General features: G+C 40.9%; 22 protein-coding genes. 14 read left to right on the top strand and 8 right to left on the bottom strand.

All coding sequences use genetic code 11. From position 1 onward, the window contains the following. Positions 1–71 precede the first annotated feature (71 nt). From C6Y03_RS02960 to C6Y03_RS02930, 7 genes are all read left to right on the top strand, one after another. The gene (locus C6Y03_RS02960) at positions 72–338 is read left to right on the top strand and encodes a phosphocarrier protein HPr (RefSeq protein WP_003211078.1); all 267 of its coding nucleotides are present in this window, start codon (positions 72–74) and stop codon (positions 336–338) included. Beyond that, a complete protein-coding gene (gene ptsP, locus C6Y03_RS02955) occupies positions 338–2,056 on the top strand; it encodes a phosphoenolpyruvate--protein phosphotransferase (protein ID WP_106038798.1) in 1,719 nt (572 codons plus the stop codon). The genes C6Y03_RS02960 and ptsP overlap by 1 nt, the downstream gene beginning before the upstream one ends. A gap of 112 nt (positions 2,057–2,168) precedes the next feature. Next, positions 2,169–2,396 carry a transcriptional regulator SplA domain-containing protein gene (locus C6Y03_RS02950; RefSeq protein WP_003211490.1) on the top strand — a complete coding sequence of 76 codons (228 nt, stop codon included), beginning with the start codon at positions 2,169–2,171 and terminating at the stop codon, positions 2,394–2,396. Between the two features lie 82 nt (positions 2,397–2,478). Next, positions 2,479–3,507 (top strand): spore photoproduct lyase, encoded by a 1,029-nt coding sequence (splB, locus tag C6Y03_RS02945; protein ID WP_060596131.1) that lies wholly within the window; start codon positions 2,479–2,481, stop codon positions 3,505–3,507. Between the two features lie 115 nt (positions 3,508–3,622). After that, positions 3,623–5,584, top strand: coding sequence for a methyl-accepting chemotaxis protein (locus tag C6Y03_RS19695; RefSeq protein ID WP_106038797.1), 1,962 nt, complete (start codon positions 3,623–3,625; stop codon positions 5,582–5,584). Between the two features lie 74 nt (positions 5,585–5,658). Beyond that, positions 5,659–6,444: an SDR family oxidoreductase gene (locus C6Y03_RS02935; RefSeq protein ID WP_106038796.1), complete on the top strand. Its 786-nt coding sequence runs from the start codon at positions 5,659–5,661 to the stop codon at positions 6,442–6,444. A 13-nt stretch (positions 6,445–6,457) separates the two neighbouring features. Beyond that, a complete protein-coding gene (locus C6Y03_RS02930; RefSeq protein WP_106038795.1) occupies positions 6,458–7,330 on the top strand; it encodes an NAD(P)-dependent oxidoreductase in 873 nt (290 codons plus the stop codon). 237 nt (positions 7,331–7,567) lie between these two features. Here C6Y03_RS02930 and C6Y03_RS02925 read toward each other — a convergent pair whose 3' ends face one another. Beyond that, the gene (locus C6Y03_RS02925) at positions 7,568–8,368 is read right to left on the bottom strand and encodes a CAP domain-containing protein (RefSeq protein WP_106038794.1); all 801 of its coding nucleotides are present in this window, start codon (positions 8,366–8,368) and stop codon (positions 7,568–7,570) included. Positions 8,369–8,704: 336 nt separating this feature from the next. On the opposite strand from C6Y03_RS02925, the gene C6Y03_RS02920 reads away from it, so the two are divergent. Further along, positions 8,705–10,831, top strand: coding sequence for a peptidoglycan D,D-transpeptidase FtsI family protein (locus tag C6Y03_RS02920; RefSeq protein WP_106038793.1), 2,127 nt, complete (start codon positions 8,705–8,707; stop codon positions 10,829–10,831). Between the two features lie 155 nt (positions 10,832–10,986). After that, positions 10,987–12,816 (top strand): PAS domain-containing sensor histidine kinase, encoded by a 1,830-nt coding sequence (locus C6Y03_RS02915; protein ID WP_106038792.1) that lies wholly within the window; start codon positions 10,987–10,989, stop codon positions 12,814–12,816. A gap of 25 nt (positions 12,817–12,841) precedes the next feature. Here C6Y03_RS02915 and C6Y03_RS02910 read toward each other — a convergent pair whose 3' ends face one another. Beyond that, positions 12,842–14,011, bottom strand: a complete 1,170-nt coding sequence (locus tag C6Y03_RS02910; protein WP_003210942.1) for an aminotransferase A — start codon at positions 14,009–14,011, stop codon at positions 12,842–12,844. Between the two features lie 292 nt (positions 14,012–14,303). Between C6Y03_RS02910 and C6Y03_RS02905 the strand changes: the two genes are divergently transcribed. Next, positions 14,304–15,188, top strand: coding sequence for a cation diffusion facilitator family transporter (locus C6Y03_RS02905; protein ID WP_060596138.1), 885 nt, complete (start codon positions 14,304–14,306; stop codon positions 15,186–15,188). 62 nt (positions 15,189–15,250) lie between these two features. Here C6Y03_RS02905 and C6Y03_RS19085 read toward each other — a convergent pair whose 3' ends face one another. Beyond that, the gene (locus tag C6Y03_RS19085) at positions 15,251–15,403 is read right to left on the bottom strand and encodes a hypothetical protein (protein WP_162839369.1); all 153 of its coding nucleotides are present in this window, start codon (positions 15,401–15,403) and stop codon (positions 15,251–15,253) included. Between the two features lie 301 nt (positions 15,404–15,704). On the opposite strand from C6Y03_RS19085, the gene C6Y03_RS02900 reads away from it, so the two are divergent. The 3 genes from C6Y03_RS02900 to C6Y03_RS02890 all read left to right on the top strand — a co-directional run bounded on the left by C6Y03_RS02900 (position 15,705) and on the right by C6Y03_RS02890 (position 18,662). Then, positions 15,705–16,244, top strand: a complete 540-nt coding sequence (locus tag C6Y03_RS02900; RefSeq protein WP_060596139.1) for an RDD family protein — start codon at positions 15,705–15,707, stop codon at positions 16,242–16,244. 125 nt (positions 16,245–16,369) lie between these two features. Next, positions 16,370–17,680 carry an MFS transporter gene (locus C6Y03_RS02895; RefSeq protein WP_181185446.1) on the top strand — a complete coding sequence of 437 codons (1,311 nt, stop codon included), beginning with the start codon at positions 16,370–16,372 and terminating at the stop codon, positions 17,678–17,680. Positions 17,681–17,753: 73 nt separating this feature from the next. Next, positions 17,754–18,662 carry a chemotaxis protein gene (locus tag C6Y03_RS02890; RefSeq protein WP_034662787.1) on the top strand — a complete coding sequence of 303 codons (909 nt, stop codon included), beginning with the start codon at positions 17,754–17,756 and terminating at the stop codon, positions 18,660–18,662. A gap of 34 nt (positions 18,663–18,696) precedes the next feature. Here C6Y03_RS02890 and C6Y03_RS02885 read toward each other — a convergent pair whose 3' ends face one another. From C6Y03_RS02885 to C6Y03_RS02860, 5 genes are all read right to left on the bottom strand, one after another. Beyond that, a complete protein-coding gene (locus C6Y03_RS02885; protein WP_012009774.1) occupies positions 18,697–19,158 on the bottom strand; it encodes a YkyB family protein in 462 nt (153 codons plus the stop codon). 717 nt (positions 19,159–19,875) lie between these two features. Continuing rightward, positions 19,876–20,091: a hypothetical protein gene (locus C6Y03_RS02875; RefSeq protein ID WP_003211341.1), complete on the bottom strand. Its 216-nt coding sequence runs from the start codon at positions 20,089–20,091 to the stop codon at positions 19,876–19,878. A 320-nt stretch (positions 20,092–20,411) separates the two neighbouring features. Further along, positions 20,412–21,689 (bottom strand): MFS transporter, encoded by a 1,278-nt coding sequence (locus C6Y03_RS02870; RefSeq protein WP_034662784.1) that lies wholly within the window; start codon positions 21,687–21,689, stop codon positions 20,412–20,414. Positions 21,690–21,762: 73 nt separating this feature from the next. Beyond that, positions 21,763–22,260 (bottom strand): L,D-transpeptidase family protein, encoded by a 498-nt coding sequence (locus tag C6Y03_RS02865; RefSeq protein ID WP_060596140.1) that lies wholly within the window; start codon positions 22,258–22,260, stop codon positions 21,763–21,765. A gap of 156 nt (positions 22,261–22,416) precedes the next feature. Next, positions 22,417–23,274, bottom strand: coding sequence for a metallophosphoesterase (locus tag C6Y03_RS02860; protein WP_060596141.1), 858 nt, complete (start codon positions 23,272–23,274; stop codon positions 22,417–22,419). A 137-nt stretch (positions 23,275–23,411) separates the two neighbouring features. Here C6Y03_RS02860 and fadH point away from each other — a divergent pair, with 137 nt between their 5' ends. Then, the gene (gene fadH / locus C6Y03_RS02855; protein WP_106038791.1) at positions 23,412–24,176 is read left to right on the top strand and encodes a 2,4-dienoyl-CoA reductase; all 765 of its coding nucleotides are present in this window, start codon (positions 23,412–23,414) and stop codon (positions 24,174–24,176) included. The last annotated feature ends 11 nt before the right edge of the window (positions 24,177–24,187 follow it).

The following is a 24,187-nucleotide window of genomic DNA, read 5'->3' as shown; positions in this document are numbered from 1 at the left end:
TAGATGACAAGCTCGGCAGTATGATATAATATTGTGGATGTATTAATTGTATAAAAAGGAGATTGATAAAAATGGCTCAACAAACATTCAAAGTAACTGCAGATTCTGGAATTCACGCACGTCCTGCAACAGTTCTTGTACAAACTGCTAGTAAATATGATGCTGATATCAACTTAGAATATAATGGTAAAACAGTGAACCTGAAATCTATTATGGGTGTAATGTCTCTAGGAATTGCGAAAGGTGCTACAATCACAATCTCTGCTTCTGGTTCTGATGAAAATGATGCACTTGCTGCGCTTAAAGACACAATGAAAAGTGAAGGCCTAGGCGAGTAATGCAACAACTGAAAGGAATCGGTGCTTCAGCAGGCGTTGCGATTGCAAAAGCATATCGTCTGGAAGAACCAGATTTAACAGTTCACCAAAAAGACATCAATGATCCAGAGACAGAAGTGAAGCGTTTTGAAGAAGCAATTCATGTTTCTAAACAAGAACTTGAAGCAATTAAAGAACATGCGCTAAAAGAGCTTGGCCAAGACAAAGCAGATATCTTTTCTGCACACCTTCTTGTGTTAAGTGATCCAGAGCTGCTAAACCCAGTAAAGGATAAAATCAACTCTGATAAAGTAAATGCTGAATTTGCTTTAAAAGAAACAGCGACAATGTTTGTCACCATGTTCGAAGCAATGGACAATGAATACATGAAGGAACGTGCAGCGGATATTCGCGACGTAACAAAACGTGTAACTGGACATTTGCTAGGCGTTGACATTCCAAATCCAAGCATGATTTCTGAAGAAGTCATCATCATCGCTGAAGATTTAACACCTTCTGATACTGCTCAGCTGAACAGACAATTCGTCAAAGGTTTTGCGACAGATATCGGCGGTCGTACTTCTCACTCAGCGATCATGGCAAGATCTATGGAGATTCCAGCAGTTGTTGGAACAAAAGAAGCAACAAAAACGGTGAAAAACAATGATCTGATCATTGTCGATGGTATTAGCGGAGACGTCATCATTCAGCCTTCTGAAGATGAAGTGAAAGCGTATCAAAAAAAGCATGAAGACTACTTAGCTCAAAAAGCGGAATGGGCGAAACTGGTGGACCAGCCAACGGTCACAAAAGACGGCGTTCACGTAGAGCTAGCTGCAAATATCGGAACACCTGAAGATGTAAAAGGTGTACTTGAAAATGGCGGCGAAGCAGTCGGATTGTACCGTACAGAATTTTTATACATGGGCAGAGATCAGCTTCCAACAGAAGAAGAACAGTTCAATGCTTATAAAACAGTGTTAGAGAAGATGGAAGGTAAAGCGGTTGTTGTCCGCACACTTGATATTGGTGGCGATAAAGAACTCCCTTACTTGCAGCTTCCAAAAGAAATGAACCCGTTCCTTGGCTTTAGAGCGATCCGCCTTTGCCTCGAAGAACAGGAGATTTTCAGAACACAGCTACGCGCCTTACTTCGTGCAAGTACATATGGAAACTTGAAAATCATGTTCCCTATGATCGCGACATTATCAGAATTTAGAGAAGCAAAAGCCATTTTACTTGAAGAAAAAGAAGCATTGGTTGCCGCTGGTACAGACGTATCCGATTCCATTGAAATCGGTATAATGGTAGAAATTCCATCAACCGCTGTCATCGCAGACCAATTCGCAAAAGAAGTTGATTTCTTCAGTATTGGAACAAATGATTTGATTCAATACACAATGGCTGCTGATCGAATGAACGAACGAGTGTCTTATCTTTACCAGCCTTACAATCCAGCGATTTTACGTTTGATTACGCTTGTTATTGAAGCAGCGCATAAAGAAGGTAAATGGGTTGGCATGTGCGGTGAGATGGCAGGAGATGAAATCGCAATCCCACTTCTACTTGGATTAGGATTAGATGAATTCTCAATGAGTGCAACATCTATTCTTCCAGCAAGAACACAGCTAAGCAAGCTTTCTAAGGAAGAAGCTGCATCATTTAAAGAGCATATTTTATCACTTAGCACAACAGAAGAAGTGGTTGATTTCGTGAAGAAAACGTTTCAACATCACTAAGTGAATTCAAACCAGACAGTAACCCTGTCTGGTTTTTTTGTCGAATTTTATCATATTGGGTCATATCCGGCAGAGAGAAGGGCATCCTATAAGAAAAATGGAGGTGACCAGATTGCCTTTCTCAGACTATAAACCGGGTGATCAAGTATATGTGATTTATCGAAATCCACATGCAGCAAACGTAGCACAAATCAAAGAAGCAGAAATTGTTTCACATCCATATAACGAAGAGGAGCTTGCCCTATTTTTACTTGAAACGTATCATCCTTTAGCTCCAGATGATGCGGTCTTTCCAACATATGAAGAAGCAGAAGCTCTTTATCAAGATTTGTTTGAATAAGGGAGATTTTAGAAAGGATAAAAGCCATCCTGCGCGGTTAAAGTAACCGTATGAAAACCTATAAGGTAAGGATGTGCTAAATATGATCAAACCTTTTGTGCCCCAGCTTGTTTACATTGAACCAAGGGCGTTAGAGTACCCGTTAGGACGAGAGCTGAAGGAAAAGTTCGAGGGTATGGGTATTGAAATAAGAGAAACGACTTCACATAACCAAGTAAGAAATATTCCGGGTAAAAATGACTTGCAAAAGTATCGTAATGCGAAATCAACGCTTGTCATTGGTGTGAGGAAAACGTTGAAGTTTGATACGTCTAAACCATCTGCAGAGTATGCGATCCCATTTGCGACAGGATGTATGGGGCATTGCCATTATTGCTATCTGCAAACGACAATGGGAAGTAAGCCGTACATTCGAACATATGTGAATGTTGAAGAAATATTAGATCAGGCGGAGCAGTACATGAACGAGCGTGCGCCTGAAATCACGAGATTTGAAGCTTCTTGTACTTCAGATATTGTAGGAATTGACCATTTGACACATACACTAAAGGCAGCGATTGAATACTTCGGCCAGACTGATCTTGGTAAGCTTCGCTTTGTCACCAAATTTCATCATGTCGATCATTTACTTGATGCAAAGCATAATGGCCGAACAAGATTCCGCTTTAGTATCAATGCGGATTATGTCATTAAATATTTCGAACCCGGAACATCACCGTTAGATCAGCGGATTGAAGCAGCTGTCAAGGTCGCAAAAGCAGGCTATCCTCTTGGCTTTATTATTGCCCCAATTTACATTCACGAAGGCTGGCAGGAAGGATATAAAGTTCTTTTTGAAAAGCTCGATGCAGCCCTAACTGAAGATGTCAGGCACGATATCACCTTTGAAATGATTCAGCATCGTTTTACAAAACCAGCGAAGCGTGTGATCCAAAAAAACTATCCGAAATCAAAATTAGAATTGGATGAAGAAAAAAGACGTTACAAGTGGGGGAGATATGGAATTGGGAAATATATCTACCAAAAAGATGAGGAACAAGAACTAAGACAGACGTTAGAATCATATATCGATCAGTACTTTCCGTCTGCAAAAATTGAATATTTTACTTAAAGCAAGCCTTTATGGCTTGTTTTTTCTATTTAAATTTTCTTACAACTATTGAATGCGGTACCAATTTTGCCGATATACAAAATAAGATGCGAAAGTAGGATGTAGGGGTGATGAGATGTTTAAGAAACTTCAAGTGAGAATAGCTGTTTTCATCTCAGTTATTTTAATTTTAACCGTTGTGGCAGTTCAAGTGGGTTCCAACATAGTATTAACACCACTCATTGAACGGGATGCAAAAACCACCACAGCGGCAACAGCAGAAAGCATGAGAGATATTATTGCACAAAAGCTTGATAATTACGGGGGTACAATTAACAAACTGGCAACAAGTACACTGACTGAAGATTTTGCACAAAAGCAAACAAAACAAACATTAGCCTTTGAAAACGATGAACTAAAAGTCTTGCAGGAGCAGGATGAACTCATCTCACTTGCCTATATAGGAACAAGTGACGGTAAAATGTTTGCCTTCCCAGAGTCTGATTTTGGTGAAGGATATGATCCAACTAAGCGAGATTGGTTTATCAATTCGACTGAAAAGCCTGATGAAGTCATCTGGACAGATCCGTATATTGATAAAGCAACGAATGAAATGGTTGTCTCAGCCACCAAGGCAATTGTGCGAAATGGAAAGGTTGTTGGAGTCGCAGGACTTGATTTGAAGCTGTCTTCCATTCAATCGTATATAAAGGAACAAAAGATTCCTTATATGGGAAACGCTTTTTTAGTTGATGGCAAAGGAACGATTTTGGCACATCCAACTGAGCAAGGAAAAAACATATCAAAAGTCGCTTCTGTAAAAAAAGCGATCGACAATTCCGGTCTTGATGATAACAAAGAACTGACGGTCATATCTAAAATCAAAGAGGCCGATTGGACAATAGGTGTCAGCTTTGAGAAAAAGAAACTGCTTTGGATCACAGAACAAATGAATCAGACAAGCATCATGATTTCAGTCATTGCCATTGTTCTTGCGATCATTCTCAGTTTCTTATTAGCAAGAAGCATCACAACGCCAATCAAGCGTCTGATCGAGCATGTGCGTAAGGTGTCTGAAGGTGATTTAACCAGCTCACTTGAAACGAAATCTCAAGATGAGATTGGTTTCCTCACGAAGAGCTTTAATCAAATGACCGAGGGGATCAGAGAGTTAATTGAAAAAGTAAAAGGGGCTTCAGACCAAGTAGTGACATCAACGGATGAAGTCACGCAAATTTCAAATGAAACCTTACTGTCGAGCGAACAGATTGCAACGGCCATTCAAGAGGTGGCAACAGGTGCGTCTAAGCAGGCTTCAGAAGCAGAAACGATTAATGAGAAATCAGAGCATTTATATGAAAAAGTACGTCATATGGGTGAGCTTGCCATGCAAATGCAAGCCAACTCAAAATCATCTGAAGATGCAGGCTATAGAGGGCTCGATGCACTAGGTATGCTCGTTCAAAAATCAACACAAGCGAACGAGGAATCGAAGAAAGTGGAGCAAATGCTGCTTGACCTTGAACATAAAACGAAAAATATTGAAAACGTTGTGACCGCCATCTCTGAAATCTCTGATCAAACGAATTTACTTGCACTGAATGCAAGCATTGAAGCAGCGAGAGCCGGAGAAAGCGGACGAGGATTTGCTGTTGTTGCAGAAGAAGTCAGAAAGCTTGCTGAACAATCTGCGCAATCAACCAAACACATTAGTGAAACCGTCAAACTCATTCAAGATGAATCGAAAAAGGCGGCTGAAGCGATGACGGCAGCAAGTAAGATGAATGAGGAACAAGGTGAAGCCATTAATGCAACAGGCGAGGCACTGAGCAGCATCACAATGGAAATGCAGGCACTTGTCGGCTCAATTGACAGCATTCATACACAGATCAATGAAATGACAGACGAACAGCAGAAAATGAATGACTCCATTCAAAGCATTGCTGCGATCTCAGAAGAATCTGCGGCTTCAGCTGAGGAAGTGCATGCGTCTACAGATGAACAAGTCCAAGCTTTAGAAAGAACGAAAACTTCGACTGAAATGCTGAACGAATCAAGCCAGGCATTACGTCAGGCGGTTGACCGGTTTAAGCTGTAATCAAGCGGAAAGGAACCTTGCGGCGTGAGCAAGGTTCTTTTTGTATGATAAAATAAAGCAGAGGAGGTGTTGACATGAATGTCAATCTATCTGGAAAAAAAGCCTTGGTCGCTGCAAGCAGTCAAGGTATTGGAAAAGCCATTGCCTTTGCTCTAGCAAAAGAGGGAGCAGATGTGATGCTTTCAGGAAGGCATGAGCACACGCTGAAAGAAACAGTCAAAGAATTATCTCCGCTTGTAAAAGGAAAGCTGACTTATCAAGTATGTGATGTGTCTGACGCGCAGCAAATCAAGGCGCTAGTTCAAGCGGCAGCTGGTGATGAGAAGTGTCTAGACATTCTTGTGAACAATACAGGCGGGCCTAAAACAGGGACGCTTGAAACCTTAACAGATGAAGACTGGATGGAATCATTTCAGCTTCATTTACTCAGTTATATTCGATTATTAAAAGAGGCATTGCATTATTTGAAAAAACACGGCGCACGCGTCTTAAACATTGCGTCTATGTCAGTGAAAGAACCGATCCCAGGCTTGATGCTGTCAAATACTTTTAGACCGGCTATTGCCGGCTGGACAAAAACAGCCGCTCAGGAGCTTGCAAAGGATGGCATTTTAATCAATACGTTAGCCCCAGGGAAAATTGAAACAGACCGCGTCAAACAGCTGGACAAGCACCGCGCACAGGCAGAGCACCAAACAGTTGAAGAAATCAAAGCACAGGCTGAACGTGCGATTCCGCTTGGCCGTTACGGACAGCCAGAGGAATTTGCAGCATATGCAGCTTTTCTTTTATCTGAAGTCAATACATATATGACAGGTCAAACACTCATCATTGATGGTGGACTGACAAAGTCTCTTTAAGGAGGAACAAGTGATGACACAAATCAAAACAGTTGGTTTTATTGGAATCGGTGTAATGGGACGCAGTATGGCAGGACATTTAATGGATGCCGGATATGAAGTTCTCGTTTATACAAGAACAAAAGCGAAAGCAGATGCACTCATTCAAAAAGGCGCATCATGGAAGCCGGCAGTGAAGGAGATTGCAGAACATGCAGATGCTGTCATCACAATGGTAGGATATCCATCAGATGTAGAAGAAATCTATTTAGGTGAAGAAGGGCTTGTGGCACATGCTGCGCCTGGTACCTATCTGATTGATATGACGACATCGAAGCCTCAGCTGGCAAAAGAAATTGAAATGAAAGCAAAAGAAAAAGGGTTGTTTGCATTAGATGCACCAGTTTCTGGCGGAGACGTAGGGGCAAAAAATGGAACGCTTGCGATTATGATTGGCGGAGAAAAATCAGCCTATGAAGCGTGCCTGCCCTTATTTGAGCAAATGGGCGAAAACATTCAATATCAAGGACCTGCAGGAAGCGGTCAGCATACCAAAATGTGTAACCAAATTGCGATCGCAGCAGGTATGGTAGGCGTTGCAGAGGCCATGGCCTATGCCGAAAAATCAGGACTTGATCCAGAGCATGTGCTCAAAAGCATTACAACGGGCGCGGCAGGAAGCTGGTCCTTGTCAAACCTTGCACCAAGAATGCTGAAAGGTGATTTCGAGCCAGGGTTCTACGTGAAGCATTTTATCAAGGATATGGGCATTGCACTTGAGGAAGCAGAACTGATGGGAGAAGAAATGCCAGGACTCGCGCTTGCAAAGTCACTTTATGAAAAGCTGAGCGAACAGGGCGAAGAAAACAGCGGCACACAGAGTATATATAAATTATGGGTAAAATAAAAAGACCTGTCCCACTTAGAGACAGGTCAGCGTGTAGACAAACCCTCGCATTCGGTGTCAGTCCTGCGTGCCGGTGCTCACGAATGTCAAATTCGCTCCGCTCCGGTACTCGTCCTTCCTAGACTGCAAAGGTTTTCTATCACGCTGAAAAGAAGACAAAAGGCTAAAATGAAGATCATTTTAGCCCTTTGTCAACAATCTGGTCTGTCCCACTTAGGGACAGGTTTTTTAGATATCTTATTTTCCGATGAATTGCTGCGTCCAGTAGTTGCCAGATTTCACATAACCAACACCGATATGTGTATAGTTTTTGTTTAAGATATTGGCTCTGTGGCCTTCACTGTTCATCCAAGCAGTCACAACTTCTTGAGGAGATTTTTGACCTTGGGCAATGTTTTCACCTGCTGTTTTGTAAGTGATACCGAATTTCTTCATTTGATCAAATGGAGATCCATAAGTTGGGCTTGTATGAGAGAAATAGTTTTTATCTTTCATATCTTGAGATTTTGCGCGAGCAGATTTGCTTAGTTTTGAATCAACAGAAAGTGCTTTTAATCCTTGCTTTGCACGCTCTTTGTTTGTAAGCTCAACGACTTCTTTTTCAAATGCATTCAAGCTGCTGTCTGCTTTTGCTGCCGTTGTGTCTTTTTCGTCAGCTTTTGTGTTGTTATTGTTGTTTGTGTTTTGTTTAGCTGGCGTACTTGGTTTAGAAGCAGTTGGTTTTTTCACTGATTCTTGTTTTTGTTCATTTTTTGCTTTGTTTACTTCTTTCACCACTTTTGTGCCAGTAACAGGTTGACCGCTTTTGATCAGCTTGTTTAAAAGAGCTTCGATCTCTTTTTGATTCGACTTGCTTAGCTTGTTTACATCTGAAGAGATATGTAATTTTGCAGCTAATGTATGAAGATCAATGGTTTGATGCTGTACATGTATCACTTGTTTCAGGTTAAGCTCCTTCGCATCAGCTGAATGTCCTCCAGTGAACGTGATGAGTGCAGCAGCCGTTAGCGCTGAAAAAAAGAATGATTTCTTCTTCATATTGTAACTCCTCCTAAAATCTTTGTTTTGTTTTCTCACAGAAAATCATAACATGGACTTTTTGTTATAAACGTACCAGCATCCTCCATTGACAATGCCTGTTTGTCATTTTTGTTAAAGTCATAAAAAAAGCCGCCTCATATCAAAGGATAGGGAATTCTTCCATTTAAAGAAAACGACATAAACATACCAATATTTTAAAGTGTTAGTATATTTTTTTGCATAATAGGGATTGACAGCTTTTTTTCACTTGTTTCGCTGTAACAACTATTACAAAAGTGTTACAATAATGAGTGGTAATTGTAAAAGATTGAAAGGATGAGAGGAGCTACATAAGTGGGAGAGAAACAGCATCAAGGTGGTGCCGAGCAGAAAAAAATCAAGCGCCGGAACGCCTGGAGGATTAATCTCTTTTTCTTCGCTGTCTTTAGTTTATTTGCTGGACTTGTGATCAAGCTTGGTGTGCTGCAGATCGTCAATGGTGAGGATTATAAAAAGCAAGCAAACCGAACAGAGGTCAAAACAGCATCATACCCGTCCCCAAGAGGAAAAATGTATGACGCGAGAGGAAGAGTCGTCGTTGATAACGTAAGTGTTCCTGCCATCGTTTATACATCAGAAAGCGGTGTGAAAGCGAAGGATAAGATTAAGGTAGCAAGAAAACTTGCGACTTATATAAAAATGGATACTGATTTTTTGAGAGAGCGTGACATTCGAGATTTTTGGCTGGCGAGCCACCCGGAAAAAGCAGATAAGCTCCTTTCAAAAGCAGAGAAAAAGGATCTTAAAGCAAAGGATGTCTATCCGCTTCAAGTAGAGCGTGTGCCTAAGAAAGAAGTCAAGGCGATCGAAAACGATGCAGAGGAAAAAGCAGTTGCAGCGATCTATCGTAGATTTACAGGCGGATATGCCTTTGAGCCTCAAATTGTGAAAGCAATGGACCCGAACGAAGAGAAAAAAGGGGACGAAAAAGTGGCTTTGCTTGATGAAACAAAAGAATCCAAGCAGACGTCATCCGTGAGTTTGACCTATGAAGAGATTTCACTTGTGTCAGAGCATCTGGATGAACTGCATGGTGTAAATGTCATCAATGATTGGACAAGAAAATATCCGTATGAAAAGACCCTTTATAATGTACTTGGCGGTGTGACCACACCAGAGCAAGGCATTATAAAAGAGCGTGAAGATTACTATATGGCAAGAGGCTACTCACGAAATGACCGGGTAGGGAAGAGCTATTTAGAGTATCAATACGAGGATTTTCTGAACCCAGAGAAAGCGACCGTTCAATATACTCAGGTTGGCGGGAAGCTGCTCGATGAAATCAAGCGGACAGAGGGACGAAGAGGACTTGATCTTGCACTGACATTTGATATGGAGCTGCAAAAGGAAGTCGACAAGATCGTCGAATCAGAGCTTAGATCCGCTAGTGCGAGAAACTATATGATGGACCGCGCATTTGTCGTGATGATGGACCCTAACACTGGGGATGTTCTCGCAATGTCTGGCAAGAAAATGGACGGCAGAGACGTCACAGATTATGCCATCGGAACATTTACGACCCAGTACGAAATGGGCTCTGTTGTCAAAGGAGCCACAGTACTTGGCGGTTATCAGGACGGGATGTCACACAACCAATCCTATATGGATACACCGCTTTATTTTGCAGGAAGTAATGGAAAGCCGAAACGGTCATACAAAGTTCTTGGATGGGTCAATGACCTTCAGGCTCTCCAAAAAAGTTCCAACGTCTACATGTTCCAAGTAGCGATGAGAATGGCGGGCATCACCTATCAAAAGGATGGTCCGTTACCGGCAAGACCTGAGCACCTGCAAAAAATGAGAAACTATTATGCGCAATTCGGTCTTGGCGTAAAAACAGGGATCGACCTGCCGCAGGAATCAAGCGGGATGCAGACACATCCTAAGACGGTCGGCGGACTTTTGCTCGATGAAGCAATTGGCCAGTATGACACGTATACACCGCTTCAAGTTGCCCAGTACATGTCGACGATCGCCAATGGAGGAAATCGCGTTCAGCCAAGAGTGGTGAAAAGCGTTCACCTTCCAACAAAGAAGGATGAAGTAGGCCCAGTCGTGAAAAAATATGAGCCGAAGGTGCTGAACACGATTAACAACTCGAAAGCAGATATTGACCGCGTCAAAATGGGGCTGAAAATGGTCACATCGACCGGCGGTACTGCCGCTGGTCGCTTTGGTCAGCATGATGTCGCTGGAAAAACAGGGACGGCCCAAACCTTTTACTATGGTGCCAACCGCAGCTGGTGGGGAAATCCCACATACAATTTAACCTTTGGGGGATATTATCCGTCGTCCAATCCGAAGGTGGCTTTTAGTGTCGTGACACCTTATGTCTCAGATAAAGATTCCGTCATTAAAACCATCCCAAGTAAAATTATTGATAAGTACGTTGAATTACAAAAGAAATATGAAAAGCAGTAAACAGCAGAGAGCACAGCAAGAGAATGTGCTCTTTTTTGTTGAAAATATGGACGTTTCCCTCGATGACGGAAGGAAAATACGGGTTTTCTAGCGAATCTTTTTTATACATCAATCTAAGGACAACCCTAAAAAATGAAAAGGAGGGTCGGACGACGATGGAACAAAAAATGAAAGATTCGAATCAGCTTTATTCGAATATCGATTTACATGCCGTTCTTTCTTCTAATGGCCGCTTTCTCTACATTTCTTCTAACTGTAAGCAGCTTTTGCTCTATGAACAAAAGGATTTACTAGGGTGTTTTTTGAAAGACTATGTTCATACCGAAGATCAATTTCTCGTCGAGAGTTATTTCTACAATCAGCACATGCTGGAGATTTGCCACTTTAGGCTGCTTAGAAGTGACCTAACAGCTGTATGGATTGAAGCTAGTATTGATTTTGTCGCTTGTGATGAGTTAGACAGTGAATTAAGTAGAGAAATGATCCTAAAAATGAGGGTGCTGGACGCTGAACCGCAAAAAGCAGCATTTCAAACAACATCAGAAGTGTCAGAACAGTCGTTAGGCAGTCTGCCGGCTTTCCAACATGTCAGTGAAGCTGAACAATTGATTGCCATGCTGCCAAATCCGTTATGTATTACGATTTTAGGGGAAATTGTTTATGCGAATGATGCGATGCTTCAATTAATGGGGGTATGTACAAGAGATGACATGATCGGCAAAACTGCATTTGACTTTATTGCTGAGGAGTACCATGACATTGTGAGAAGCCGAATTACAAGGCTGCAGCAAGGTCTTCCAGTCGGAATGATTGAACAGATTTGGAAACGGAAAGATGGGAGCAGCATTCATATCGAAGTGAAGTCATCACCAACGATCTATCAAAATCAGCGGGCAGAGCTTTTGCTGTTAGTGGACATTTCATCCCGTAAGAAATTCCAAACCGTTCTTCAAAAAAGCCGGGAGCGGTATCAGCTGCTCATCCAAAACTCCATTGATACGATTGCGGTCATTCATGATCATAAATGGGTGTTTATGAATGAATCAGGCATTAAATTATTTGAAGCCGAGCATTACGATAAATTAATAGGAAAGGATATTTTCCACCAGATCCATTCCTGTGACCAACAAAAAGTGAAAAAGAGCTTGTCGCGTATTATTGAAAGAGCATCAGATTCCGAGATTGTCACGATGAGCTGTCATACGTTTAAACACAAGCTGATTTATACAGAAATGGTGTGTATCCCAACTACGTTTTTTGGAGAAACAGCCGTTCAAATTATTTTAAGAGATATATCGGAACGTAAGCAGACAGAAGAGCTCATGCTCCGGTCTGAAAAATTATCGATCGCAGGTCAATTGGCTGCTGGCATTGCACATGAAATCAGGAACCCATTGACCGCTATCAAAGGCTTTTTACAGCTCATTAAACCGAAAACAAAAGATCGCGATCAATATTTCGAGATTGTTTTCTCTGAGCTGAGCCGGATAGAGATTATATTAAGCGAGTTGCTCATGCTGGCAAAACCGCAGCAAACGGCATCGATGCAGACACTTGATTTGAAAAAAATCATCAGCGAAGTCACGGCTCTATTAGAAACACAAGCGAACTTAAATGGTATTTTAATGAACACAAGTGAGATAGAAGAGGATCTCCTGATGAACGGGGATCAAAATCAGCTCAAGCAGGTGTTTATCAATTTAATCAAAAATGCCGTCGAATCCATGCCGGACGGAGGTAAGGTTGACATTACGGCCAAAGCAGAAAGAGATGGGATTCTCGTTACCATTCGTGATGAAGGGGTCGGCATTCCTGAATCGGTCATGAAGCGAATAGGAGAGCCCTTTTTAACGACAAAGGAAAAAGGCACTGGACTTGGCCTCATGGTGACATTTAATATTTTAGAAAATCACAACGGGACGATCCGTGTGGATAGTCATCCCGAAAAGGGCACCGTATTTCACATCATGTTTCCTGCAAAATAAAAACAACGGCAAGAGAGCCGTTGTTTCAGTCTGTTAAATGAATTGAACGTTTTTCAAGGACGAATTGTTCTAGGCGGTCAAGTCCTTCTTTCAGTGTTTCAAGTGAATAAGCATAGGACAGACGCACATACCCTTCGCCGAGTGGAGAGAAAGCAGACCCTGGTACAACAGCAAGTCTTGTACTTTCTAACAGCTCCATACAAAAATCAAAGGAACTCATCCCAAACGATTCAATGGATGGAAAAATATAAAAAGCGCCAGAAGGCTTAATGACCGGAAGCCCCATAGAAATGAGCCGATCATATACATAATCGAGTCTTTTCTTATATTGCTCTCTCATGATGAGTGCATCATCCACACCATTTGTCACAGCTTCAAGTGCCGCCTTTTGTGAGACAGCCGAGGCACAAGACACGTTATATTGATGTACTTTTAATACATGTTTAGCAATTGGAGCTGAAGCAAATAAAAAGCCAATTCTCCAACCGGTCATGCTATGAGATTTAGACAGTCCGTTAATCACAATGGTCTGTTCCTTTAAGAAAGAGGCAATTGAATGATGCGGCCGGTCAAATGTCAGCTCGCTATAGATTTCATCGGATAAAATAAAGATGTCTTTTCCTTCAAGGAGCTGGGCAATCTCTTTCAATTCTTCTTCCGAAAGCGTGACACCAGTTGGGTTCGAAGGATAAGGAAGCACAACACACTTTGTCTTTTCCGTTAATGCATCCTCAATCAGCTTGGCATTTAATTTAAAGCCAGCATTCGTTGTGTCGATATGTACAGGCTTCCCGCCACACATTCGAATGATCGGTTCATAGCCAGGGTAGACAGGTCCAGGTAAAATGACCTCGTCACCCTCTGACAAAATGGTTCGAAACGCAGCATCAATCGCTTGACTTGCACCTGTCGTCACAATGATTTCTGACTCTGCATCATAATCAAGATTGACTTTCTTCTTGATGTAGTGCTGGATCGCTTGTCTTAGCTCTAGGAAACCAGCATTATGAGTGTACGAGGTGAAATTCTCGTCAATGGCTGCTTTGGCAGCTGTTTTGACATGATGCGGCGTATAAAAATCGGGCTGGCCTATCGTCAAAGAAACGACATCCTCATATGACGATACGAGATTTGAAAATGTTCGAATGCCTGAAATTTCAATATCCTTTACTCTTGGATTCAGCAAATGCTCCATTTCTCATCACCTTAAAAATTTATGTTTTTATCCTATTTTACCATTCACTGCATAAATGTCACCCGCGAAAGGCACTGGATATCATTATCTGTAGTCTATTCTCCTATTCATCACAGCATGAGTGATATATTGAAGAAAGAGCAACATTTATTATAGCGTAACCTCACGAGAAAATACAGGCTGCGGTGAACAGGATTAGAAAACGTCACAACTGTGTAAACTGAAAGAACGTGAGAATCAGGTCATGGGAATTGCTTTCATAGACATACGATCTCCTAAAGGAGGACGATAGATGGAACAATCAGCGAAGACATCGAAAATCGCGTTTCTATCCGTGATGAGTAACACATTTGTTGTCATCTTAAAAATCATTGTGGGTCTGCTCACTGGATCTGTTGCGGTTTTATCAGAAGCCATTCATTCTTTTCTCGATTTAATGGCATCTTTTATTGCATTTATCTCTGTTCGTATTTCAAGAAAGCCAGCAGATTCTAAACATCCTTATGGACATGGAAAAGTCGAAAATATTTCTGGAACGATTGAGACCTTGCTGATTTTCGTTGCTGGCATTTGGATCATATACGAATGTGTTCACAAATTAATGCACCCAGAGCCAGTCAAGCTGCCTGTGCTTGGCATTGTGGTGATGCTGATAGGCGCGCTCATCAATTTTATCGTATCGAAGGTTGTGAACAAAGAGGCGGAGCGAGTGCATTCTGTTGCCATGAAATCGAATGCATTGCACCTGTTAACAGATGTGTATACGTCACTAGGGGTCGCATTCAGTTTATTGCTTGTAGCATTAACCGATTGGTATTTCTTAGATCCGATCATTGGAATGATACTCGCTCTCTTTATTATGCGTGAAGCATTTAAACTCATGAAAGAAGCCTTCCCGCCGCTTGTAGACGCCCGGCTAACACCCGAGGAAGAAAAATCGATAGAAGCAATCATTCAAGGATTCAGTCAAGAGTTCATCGAATATCATGACTTTCGAACAAGACGATCCGGTGCAGAGGAATATATTGATTTCCATTTAATTGTAGATGGTAAGACAACGATTGAAGATGTTCACCAATTATGTGATCGAATTGAAGAGAAGATTCAGCAAGAATTTCCGCATGCACAAATCTTTATTCATGTAGAACCTGAAAGTGAAAGAACTTCACAAACGTAAAAAAGGCGATCAACCAACTTAGGTTGTATCGCCTTTTTTTACGCTTCATCTATGAAATGAAATCAATATCCATAAGCAGTATCGTAATCTTCATACCAAGAGATATAAGCTGCGTCATCATTTGACAAATCATGCTTCATGTCCAAAAAATCAGCTTCGCAAATATCTTCAATCACAGTCATTTCGTTGTTCTTTAATAGTACGACAGTTCCCATCATGAACACCTTTCTTTAAAAAATCCTTGACTATTGTACCATGTGAAGAGCGGTTGTCAACAGCAGAATGGAAACAAGACGAAAATATCACAAAATGTTAAAAAATCAGGAGGTAAAAGAACTAGAAGTGCCATGATTTTCACAAATTTTCAGTATTTATTCACATAAAACATTAAGAACAAACTGATCTAAAATATATGTAAAAGTATACAGCTCCATTGATCTTACTATATTCATAAGATATAATAACGAATGATTATAAGAAATTTATAGAAAACATACATAATAAAGGAGAAATAGGATGGAAACAAACATAACAGAACCACACATTCAAGAAAAGAAGCATCCTGAGCTAGCAGGCGTGGGCTACCGCTTTCTTGCCCACCTTTTGGACGGCGTCATTATCAGTGTTCCTTATGCCTTCATCATGTTTATTTTGTTCACACTCTTTTTTGTCTCAAGCCCAGAGGCAGCATTTATGCTAGAGGATGACAGCTATTACTATTCCACAACCGTCATGACGGATGAAGAATGGGCTGTCATTATGGGACTTATCTTTTTCTACGTAGCATCGATCTTAATCGGTATCGTGTTGACATGGCTTTATTACGCTATTATGGAAGCATCAAAACTGCAAGGAACTCTTGGTAAGATGGCTCTTGGGATCAAAGTGACAAAAGTAACAGGCGAAAAAGTAACATTCGGACGAGCAACTGGCCGCTTTTTTGCAAAAGTCTTTTTGTCTCCAATCTTATGTATTGGGTACATCATTGCCTTTTTCACAGAGAAAAAACAAGCGCTTCACGATTTAATTGCAAGTACGATTGTTGTGAAGAAATAAAGAAAAAAAGCACCTCTGCTCAATAGTAAGGGGTGCTTTTTGTATAGATTGCTTGTATGGAAGAGTGAAGCATGACATAAAATAGAATGATAGTGAAAAATCAGGCAGGGAAGGGAGACAAACGATTGAGAACAGGAAAAAAGACCATGCAGAAAAAAGGGGCAGGCTTCGGGTTGTTTTTGACAGCACCCGTTTTGGCCTGGGCATTGTATGACTTTGCAAATACGATATTTTCATCCAATATGATCACCATTTTCTTCCCGTTCTACTTGCAGGAAACGATTGGAGAAAGTGCGAGAATGGATCAGATCGCCAGTACGTTTATTTCTTATGCAAACGCACTAGCCAGCATTTTTCTCGTCATTTTTACACCATTATACGGGGTTCTGATCGATCGTACAGGAAAAAAGAAGCGCTACATCACAGTGTTTACTTTAATATGTATAACTTGTACGTTTTTGATGGGGATCTTTGCTGGAATTGATTTCTCAAGCGAATGGTTTGGGCTGCCTGTCTCCTTATTAGTAGTGGTCACCTTGTTTGTGATCGCAAAATTTTTCTATCACTCGAGCCTAGTGTTTTATGACACCATTCTGCCCGATCTTGGGACAAAGGATGAAATACCGCTTATTTCTGGGTTTGGCATTGCCGTTGGTTATTTAGGGACGCTTGTCGGTCTCTCAGTTTATTTACTTGTCGGCAATGACCAATTTCATGAAGCATTTATTCCGACAGCGCTTTTATTCTTTCTCTTTTTCCTGCCCTTTCTCTTTTTTGTAAAAGACCCTCATCCGCTGCCGCAGCAAGAGAAAAAGGCGTCATTTTTCAGCGGGTATAAAGAAATTATTCGCACGTTTAAAGAGATGAAGCAATTCAAACCGGCTTTTATCTTTATGATTGCTTTCTTTTTTATGAATGATGCCTTACAGACAGCGATTGCGATGATGGCTGTTTATGCCAAAATCATCATTGGCTTTACCGCTGGGCAATTTATTCTGCTTTATCTGGTGTCGACCATTTCAAGTATCATTGGCTCCTTTCTATTTGGATATATCACAAAGGCGATTGGGGCAAAGCGCTCGATTACAGTCGTGTATGTGATTTTGATCGTGGCCCTGATTTTGGCTGTGACAGCCACAACGGAATGGGTTTTCTGGGTGGCCGGCAGTTTATTCGGAATTTCACTCGGCGCAAGCTGGGGGGCATCACGAATATTGATAATTGAGCTGACACCTAAGGAAAAGAGAGGACAGTTCTTTGGTCTCTTTGCATTCTCAGGGAAGGTGTCTTCAATTATTGGACCCATCATTTATGGCTCAGTCACTCTGCTGTTTGCAGAGCACGGAAATCTCGCAAGCCGCCTTGCACTAGGGTCTTTACTCATTCTTGCAGCGATAGGACTTGTGATTCATCAATTCGTACGAGAGAAAGCGTAAAGAAACGTCAACTTTTTACCTATGCTGCCGATATAAAAAGTACAATCTTATATTGAAGAATAGAGGGATTTCCGTGGCTTTAAACAAACAAGAAATTTTACTTGACTCTGGTACCAATGAATTGGAAATTGTGAAGTTTGAAATTGGTTCAAATCAATTCGGCATTAACGTCATGAAAGTAAGAGAAATCATTCAGCCGGTTGAGGTGACGGTTGTACCGCACTCTCATCAAGATGTAGAAGGGATGATTAGTTTACGAGGCGAGATTTTACCAGTCATCAATCTATTTTCCTTTTTTAATGTCGAGTCAGATCAGTCAGAACAAGAGAAATATATTGTGACTGAATTCAACCAACGGAAATTTGTGTTCCATACAGGAACGGTATCACAAATTCACCGCGTCAGCTGGGAAGAAATTGAAAAGCCAACTGCACTCAATCAAGGGATGGACCGTCATTTAACGGGCATCATTAAGCTTGATGAAAAAATGATTTTCCTTCCAGATTACGAGAAAATCATTTATGATATTGAATCCGCTTCTGGAGTAGAAACGTATCATATGTTTGACGGTGAGAAAGACGAGAGAAGAACAGGGAAGAAGCTTTATGTCGTTGAAGACTCTCCGCTTCTCATGCGTTTATTAACAAATGAATTAACCGAAGCAGGCTATAAAAACATTGTGACCTTTGAAGATGGCAAACAGGCATATGACCACGTCATGGACCTTGTCAGTAAAGGAATCAGTGTGACAGAAGAAATTGATATGATTATTACGGATATTGAAATGCCAAAAATGGATGGTCACCGATTAACGAAACTGTTGAAGGAAAATCCTTTAACGAGTTCCATACCGATTCTCATCTTCTCTTCGTTAATCACTGAAGATTTGCGCCATAAAGGGGAAACAATCGGTGCAGATGATCAAATTAGTAAACCAGAAATTCATCAGCTGATTGAAAAAGTCGATCACTTTATTATCTAAACAAAAAACCACTCGGCATGAGTGGTTTTTTTGTTTAAAAATAACTTTCCCCGAGTCGTTTGAAGACGGGCTTTGTGTAATGTGATTTTTGTTTTGTGGCGGTAGGTTTTTCTTTTAAACCGACATACGTTTGAAGTAGTTGCTTTGCTCGGTTTAATGACATATTCGCTTTCGGATTGCGATATGATTGATTTAAATTTCCTAAGTGTGGCAAAAATTCGAAGTCTTCTTTGGTTGGTGGCAGGTGAAAATAATAATCTCCAATTTCAATCAGCACGTCGGACTGTTGTTGACTATATTTGGGATTGTTAGAGAAATGTAGGCCCACTTTTCTTCCTTTACCTTCTTGCAATAGTTTTTGCAGCGCACGTTTTTTCAAAAGATAAAGAAACTTGGGATTTGGTGCGGTTTTAGCATGGCGGTTAACGGTATAAATGGCTTTTGCGATGTTTTCTGCTGTAGGTTCTATGTCTTTAGTATGAGCATAATCGTCCATTTTTTCTCTCCTTTGTCTTTCGTCTTCCTGTGCTTAGTATAAATTATACGTTTTTATTAGTAAATTGCAAATAGAGTTATTGTAAAAGCGATAGGATTCATAGCCCTCTTATCTACAATAGCCATTCAGGAGGGTTCTAAAACGTGGTTGAATATAAAAATGGCAGAATGATCAGCAAAGACACAGCATCTATTCACTATGATTTTTCTTCTATCTGTTTCAGGTGGAAAGAATGCGGCGCATTTCATTTTCTATATGCTAAAGGTGTTGTATATTCATTCTTTTAAGCATAGTTGAAGCTGCTTTGGTAAGCAATTTCTGTATTGAAGTCCGTTTTTTGAAGCAGGATGAGGCTTTGTTGAACTTTCACATAATGAGGAGGTAACTTCTATAAACTTCTTTAATTGAAGGATCTGCATCATTCAGAGCGGTTTAGCTGACCAGCATGAGGGATATCTTGAAGTAGCATCTTTTCGATAATGTTGGCAAATCCATTGCTGACGGTGTCATTGGTGGGCAAAGGAGAAGAGACGTTCATTGCAAGAAGGGCAGAAGAATTGACTGAATGAAATATATATGAAGTGAACTATTAGTTCATGATAACTACCTATTTAAATAAATGGGTAGTTTCTCAATTTGGATTCATTTTTACATATTGCGTCTGAAACTTTACCATATGCCTGACAACATGTCGAACATATGGTTTAACAACATGGTCTATTTCTTATGACTTGAATAAGCGCAATAGAAACAACCATTAAAATCAGTTTCATTCGTCATTTGTTTAGCTTCATCAATGGCGCTCTCGCCACTCATGTGCAGACCAATCAATTTACGGCTTGCAGCATCACCTAAAAATGCACAATCTTCTGTATGTACAACATACTGTCCTTGATCATCTTTTGTATGAATAAAATAATAACTTTTTAGCATACCCCTCACCTCCAACCTGACTATCCTACTATAAAACTTCCAAAGATGTAAAGAAATTTTATAAAAATTTTTGCAATTTTATACACGTTCCTGTTTTTTGAAAAAAAGAAATAAAGGCTAAATAATGAAAGGGATTGATAGAATGGATGTAAGAGGTAAAAGTTAAAAAAGAAGAATGGATCGATTGAAGGGCATGTTGACTCCTCTATTGGTTGATGTTGCTTCAAATAGCTTCAATCAACAGAGTAAATAACGTCGTAGGGCGTTTCAGCTATGAAAAAAAGGACTTCCTTTTAAAGAAAGCCCTTTTTCCTGTTCAATTATTGCGCTCCCTGGCCTTTTAGTTCTCGCTGCACGTCTAAGTCGGCAGCTTCTCTGCTGAACTTCGGCAGTGTAATGAAGTAAAAAAGGAAAACGAGTAAAATAATAACGCCCATTCCGTAATAAATATAAGAAACGTTTGTAATGAGTTTTGGAAATAGTACCGCAATCAGACCTAATGTCATGGATTGAGCAAACATGGTAAGTGGATCAACCCATCCTGACACACGTCCCATCAGACGAGGATGGACGATTCTCGGCAGCCAGCCGCCAATGACAATGTTGACCGGTCCAATACATGTACCAATGACAAATGATGTGACATAAAACAACCATAGTGTATGGGTGGAACCAAGTACAAAAATCAGAATGCCTGCAACCAAAATCGGAAGCGACATGAGATATTGCATCTTTACTTTTTTAGCGAGAACAGAGCCCATTAAGCTGCCAACAAGTAGACCGGCACCGATCGCGATTGTAAAGAAGGATGTATGCAGTTCAAAATGGTCCGGTGAAAGGCCATATTTCATTGTAAACATCGGAAGTACAGCAAATGCGCCATTGACTAGACCAAAAACAAAAAAGCCAAAAATTAAAGAAGCCAATAATTTATTTTTTATAATGTAAAGAATGCCTTCTTTAAAATCTTTTAGAGACGTTTTAATGGTCATGCCTCTCCAGCCTGCTTGTCCATTTGGCTGACGTGCTTCAATTGGAATGTTACATGAACGAATCAGGATGCCTGAAACAATAAAACTGATCAAATCAATGGTAATGGCACCGTGAAGTCCAATTGTCTTATACATAATAGCACCGATTCCAACACCAAATACCATGAATAAACTAAACAGCATTTGATTTAAGCCAGCGGCTTTGGCATATTGATCTTTATTTAAAATCGCCTGAACGAGAGAGGCTTCAGCTGGATAGAAGAACTTCGTAATGGCACTTCGTATAAACAAGATCAAGAAAATAAGTGGAAGTGAATTGAAATAAATCACAATGAATAAAACAATCGTCAGCCCAGCTCGTATCCAATCGCAATTCTCTGCGACTTTTTTACGATCAAAACGATCTGCTACTACACCAACCATAAAAAAGACAAAGATCGTTGGAAGTGAATACATGAGCTCTGCTAATGTGGCATAGGCGGGCTGATGACTAAAATGATCGAGCAAATAAAAGGCAAACGCCATATTGCCTACTGTTGTCCCCATTTGCGAAGCAAGTGCTGCAAAAAAGAGACGAACAAAATTTCTGTTTTTAAAAATATCCATAAATACGCTCCTTAACCTGAAGATCCCACTTTATATCATATAAAATTTTAAGCATTCATACAATTGATTTCTCCTACTGGCTAATGGTCACAGGTGTTCCGTTTGGAACGATTGAAGCAAGTTCGATGACATTCTGATTATACATACGAATGCACCCTCTAGACACAGCTTTACCAATTGAAGACGGGTTATTCGTACCGTGGATGCCGTAATGAATTTTCGATAGGCTCAGCCAATAGGCGCCAAAGGGACCTCCTGGGTTTGGCTGTCTGTTGACAATATAATAAGAACCTGTCGGTGTCATATTTAAAATTCTTCCTGTTGCGATCGGATACGACCGAATAAGCTGTGATCCAGAAAACAATACGAGACGTTTCCTTGAAATCGAAACAGAGATGCGGTAAGGGATCGAACTAGGATCGGGCAGACCAGGAATGATGATGACCTCATTTTGTACAGGCTCTTGACCTTGAAGTGACGGATTTGCAGCCTTTAAAGCATCTGTTGTTGTTCGGAAATCAAGCGCTATAGAAGCAAGGGTTTCTCCATTTTTCACCGTATATCGCAGCACCAAAGGACACTCCTTTCACTCAAATAAAAGAAGCCATGATGTCCGTCACTAGATATATATATGGACGGAATCAGGCGAAGGAAGGTTTCTCCTAACATTTGTCATGAGAAAGATCTTTGATTATACATATGCAAAAAGGAGCGATTTGGCTTCTGTCTAAATGCGAGAGGAGAGGGTGAAAAAGGTTAATTCAGGTTTGGCTAAAAATCGAAGTGGCAGTCTTGTTGTCCCAAGTCCGCGGTTGACATAGATTCGGTGCTGATAACTTCCGTATAAACCTTCCACATATGTATGGCCGTAAGGTGCTGTGAGAATGGGGCCATAGAAAGGAAGCTGCACCTGTCCGCCATGGGTATGTCCAGAAAGCTGCAAGTTAATGGGAGTTGTATTTAACTCCAATGCTGCATCAGGCTCATGTACGAGCAGTAACGTAAATAAATCAGAGGATACTTCCCGCTTAATCAGGTCATAATCCGGCACACTCATCATCAGGTCATCCAATGTAGCAATCTGAATATGCGCCCCTTCTTTTTCTAATTGAAACACATCATTTTTACATATTGTAAAACCGCAAGCTTTCATCGTTTTCTCATAAAGATCAACGCCAAATGGTCCGTAGTCATGATTTCCGCATATCGCGAGCTTACCAAACGGGGCATGGAGCTTGGTCAAATATGCTTTCGCTTTTTCATGCTCTTCAATCGATGCTTGAAAATCAACGAGGTCACCTGTGAACACAATGAGGTCTGGAGACTCAGCGTTGATTTGCTGGACGACGGATTCTAATTCTTTCGCAGGAAATGTATCACTTAAATGAACATCACTAAATTGAGCGATTTTAAACTGGTCAAATGAAGCTGGAAGTTGAGCATCCTGAATGGTCAGTGACACGGTATCGATCATGCGTGGTTCGATGTATCTGGCATATCCGTATCCACATGTTGTAGCTAAAAAACCGAGAATGCTCGCGCCAGCTGCTCCTTTTAAAAACTGTCTCCGAGAAAGTTGCTTCATATAAGACTCCTTTATAAATAAAATTAAGTATAGCATCATATTTGATGAATCTCCCATATGGTGCATCTAGGGTCAATCATGATATGATAGAAAATAATGAATGAATGGTCATTCAAAACCACAGAGGGGGAGAACAAATGACGAAACAAACAGTGATTGTCACAGGGGGATCAAGCGGAATGGGGAAGGCGATGGCTGCCCATTTGGCACACGGAGGCTGGAATGTCGTGATTACTGGAAGAACGGAAGAAACGTTAGAAAAGGCGGCAAATGAAATAAAGCAGAATGGCGGCTCGATCGCTTACTTCCAAATGGATGTGCGAAATCCAGAGGATGCCGATCAAATGGTCAAGTTTGCGGTAGATACATTTGGTGATGTGGACGCTCTGATTAACAATGCTGCAGGAAACTTTTTGGTTCCAACAGAAAAACTGTCTCCTAACGGCTGGAAGGCTGTCATTGATATTGTATTAAATGGAACATTTTTTTGCAGTCATGCAGTGGGCAATTACTGGATTCGTCAAAAGAAAAGGGGAAGTATGATCAATATGGTGGCTACCTATGCATGGGGTGCTGGTGTAGGTGTGGCGCATTCAGCGGCAGCAAAGGCAGGTGTTTTATCTCTCACTCGAACGCTTGCAGTGGAATGGGGAAAGCAATATCGAATTCGCGTCAATGCCATCGCACCAGGACCAATCGAGAGAACAGGCGGTGCGGATAAACTGTGGGAATCGGAAGAGGCAGCGCAAAGAACATTAGATAGTGTTCCTCTTGGCAGACTGGGCACACCAGAGGAAATTGCAGAGCTTGCGAGCTTTTTATTATCTGAGCAAGCCTCATATATAAATGGAGATTGTATCACGATGGATGGGGGTCAATGGCTCAACCAATCCCCATTTTGAATGACGATGTA

The sequence above is a fragment of the Bacillus sp. LNXM65 genome (genome assembly GCF_002998575.1).
Lineage (GTDB): Bacteria > Bacillota > Bacilli > Bacillales > Bacillaceae > Bacillus.
This window is presented reverse-complemented; position numbering and strand designations above follow the sequence as displayed.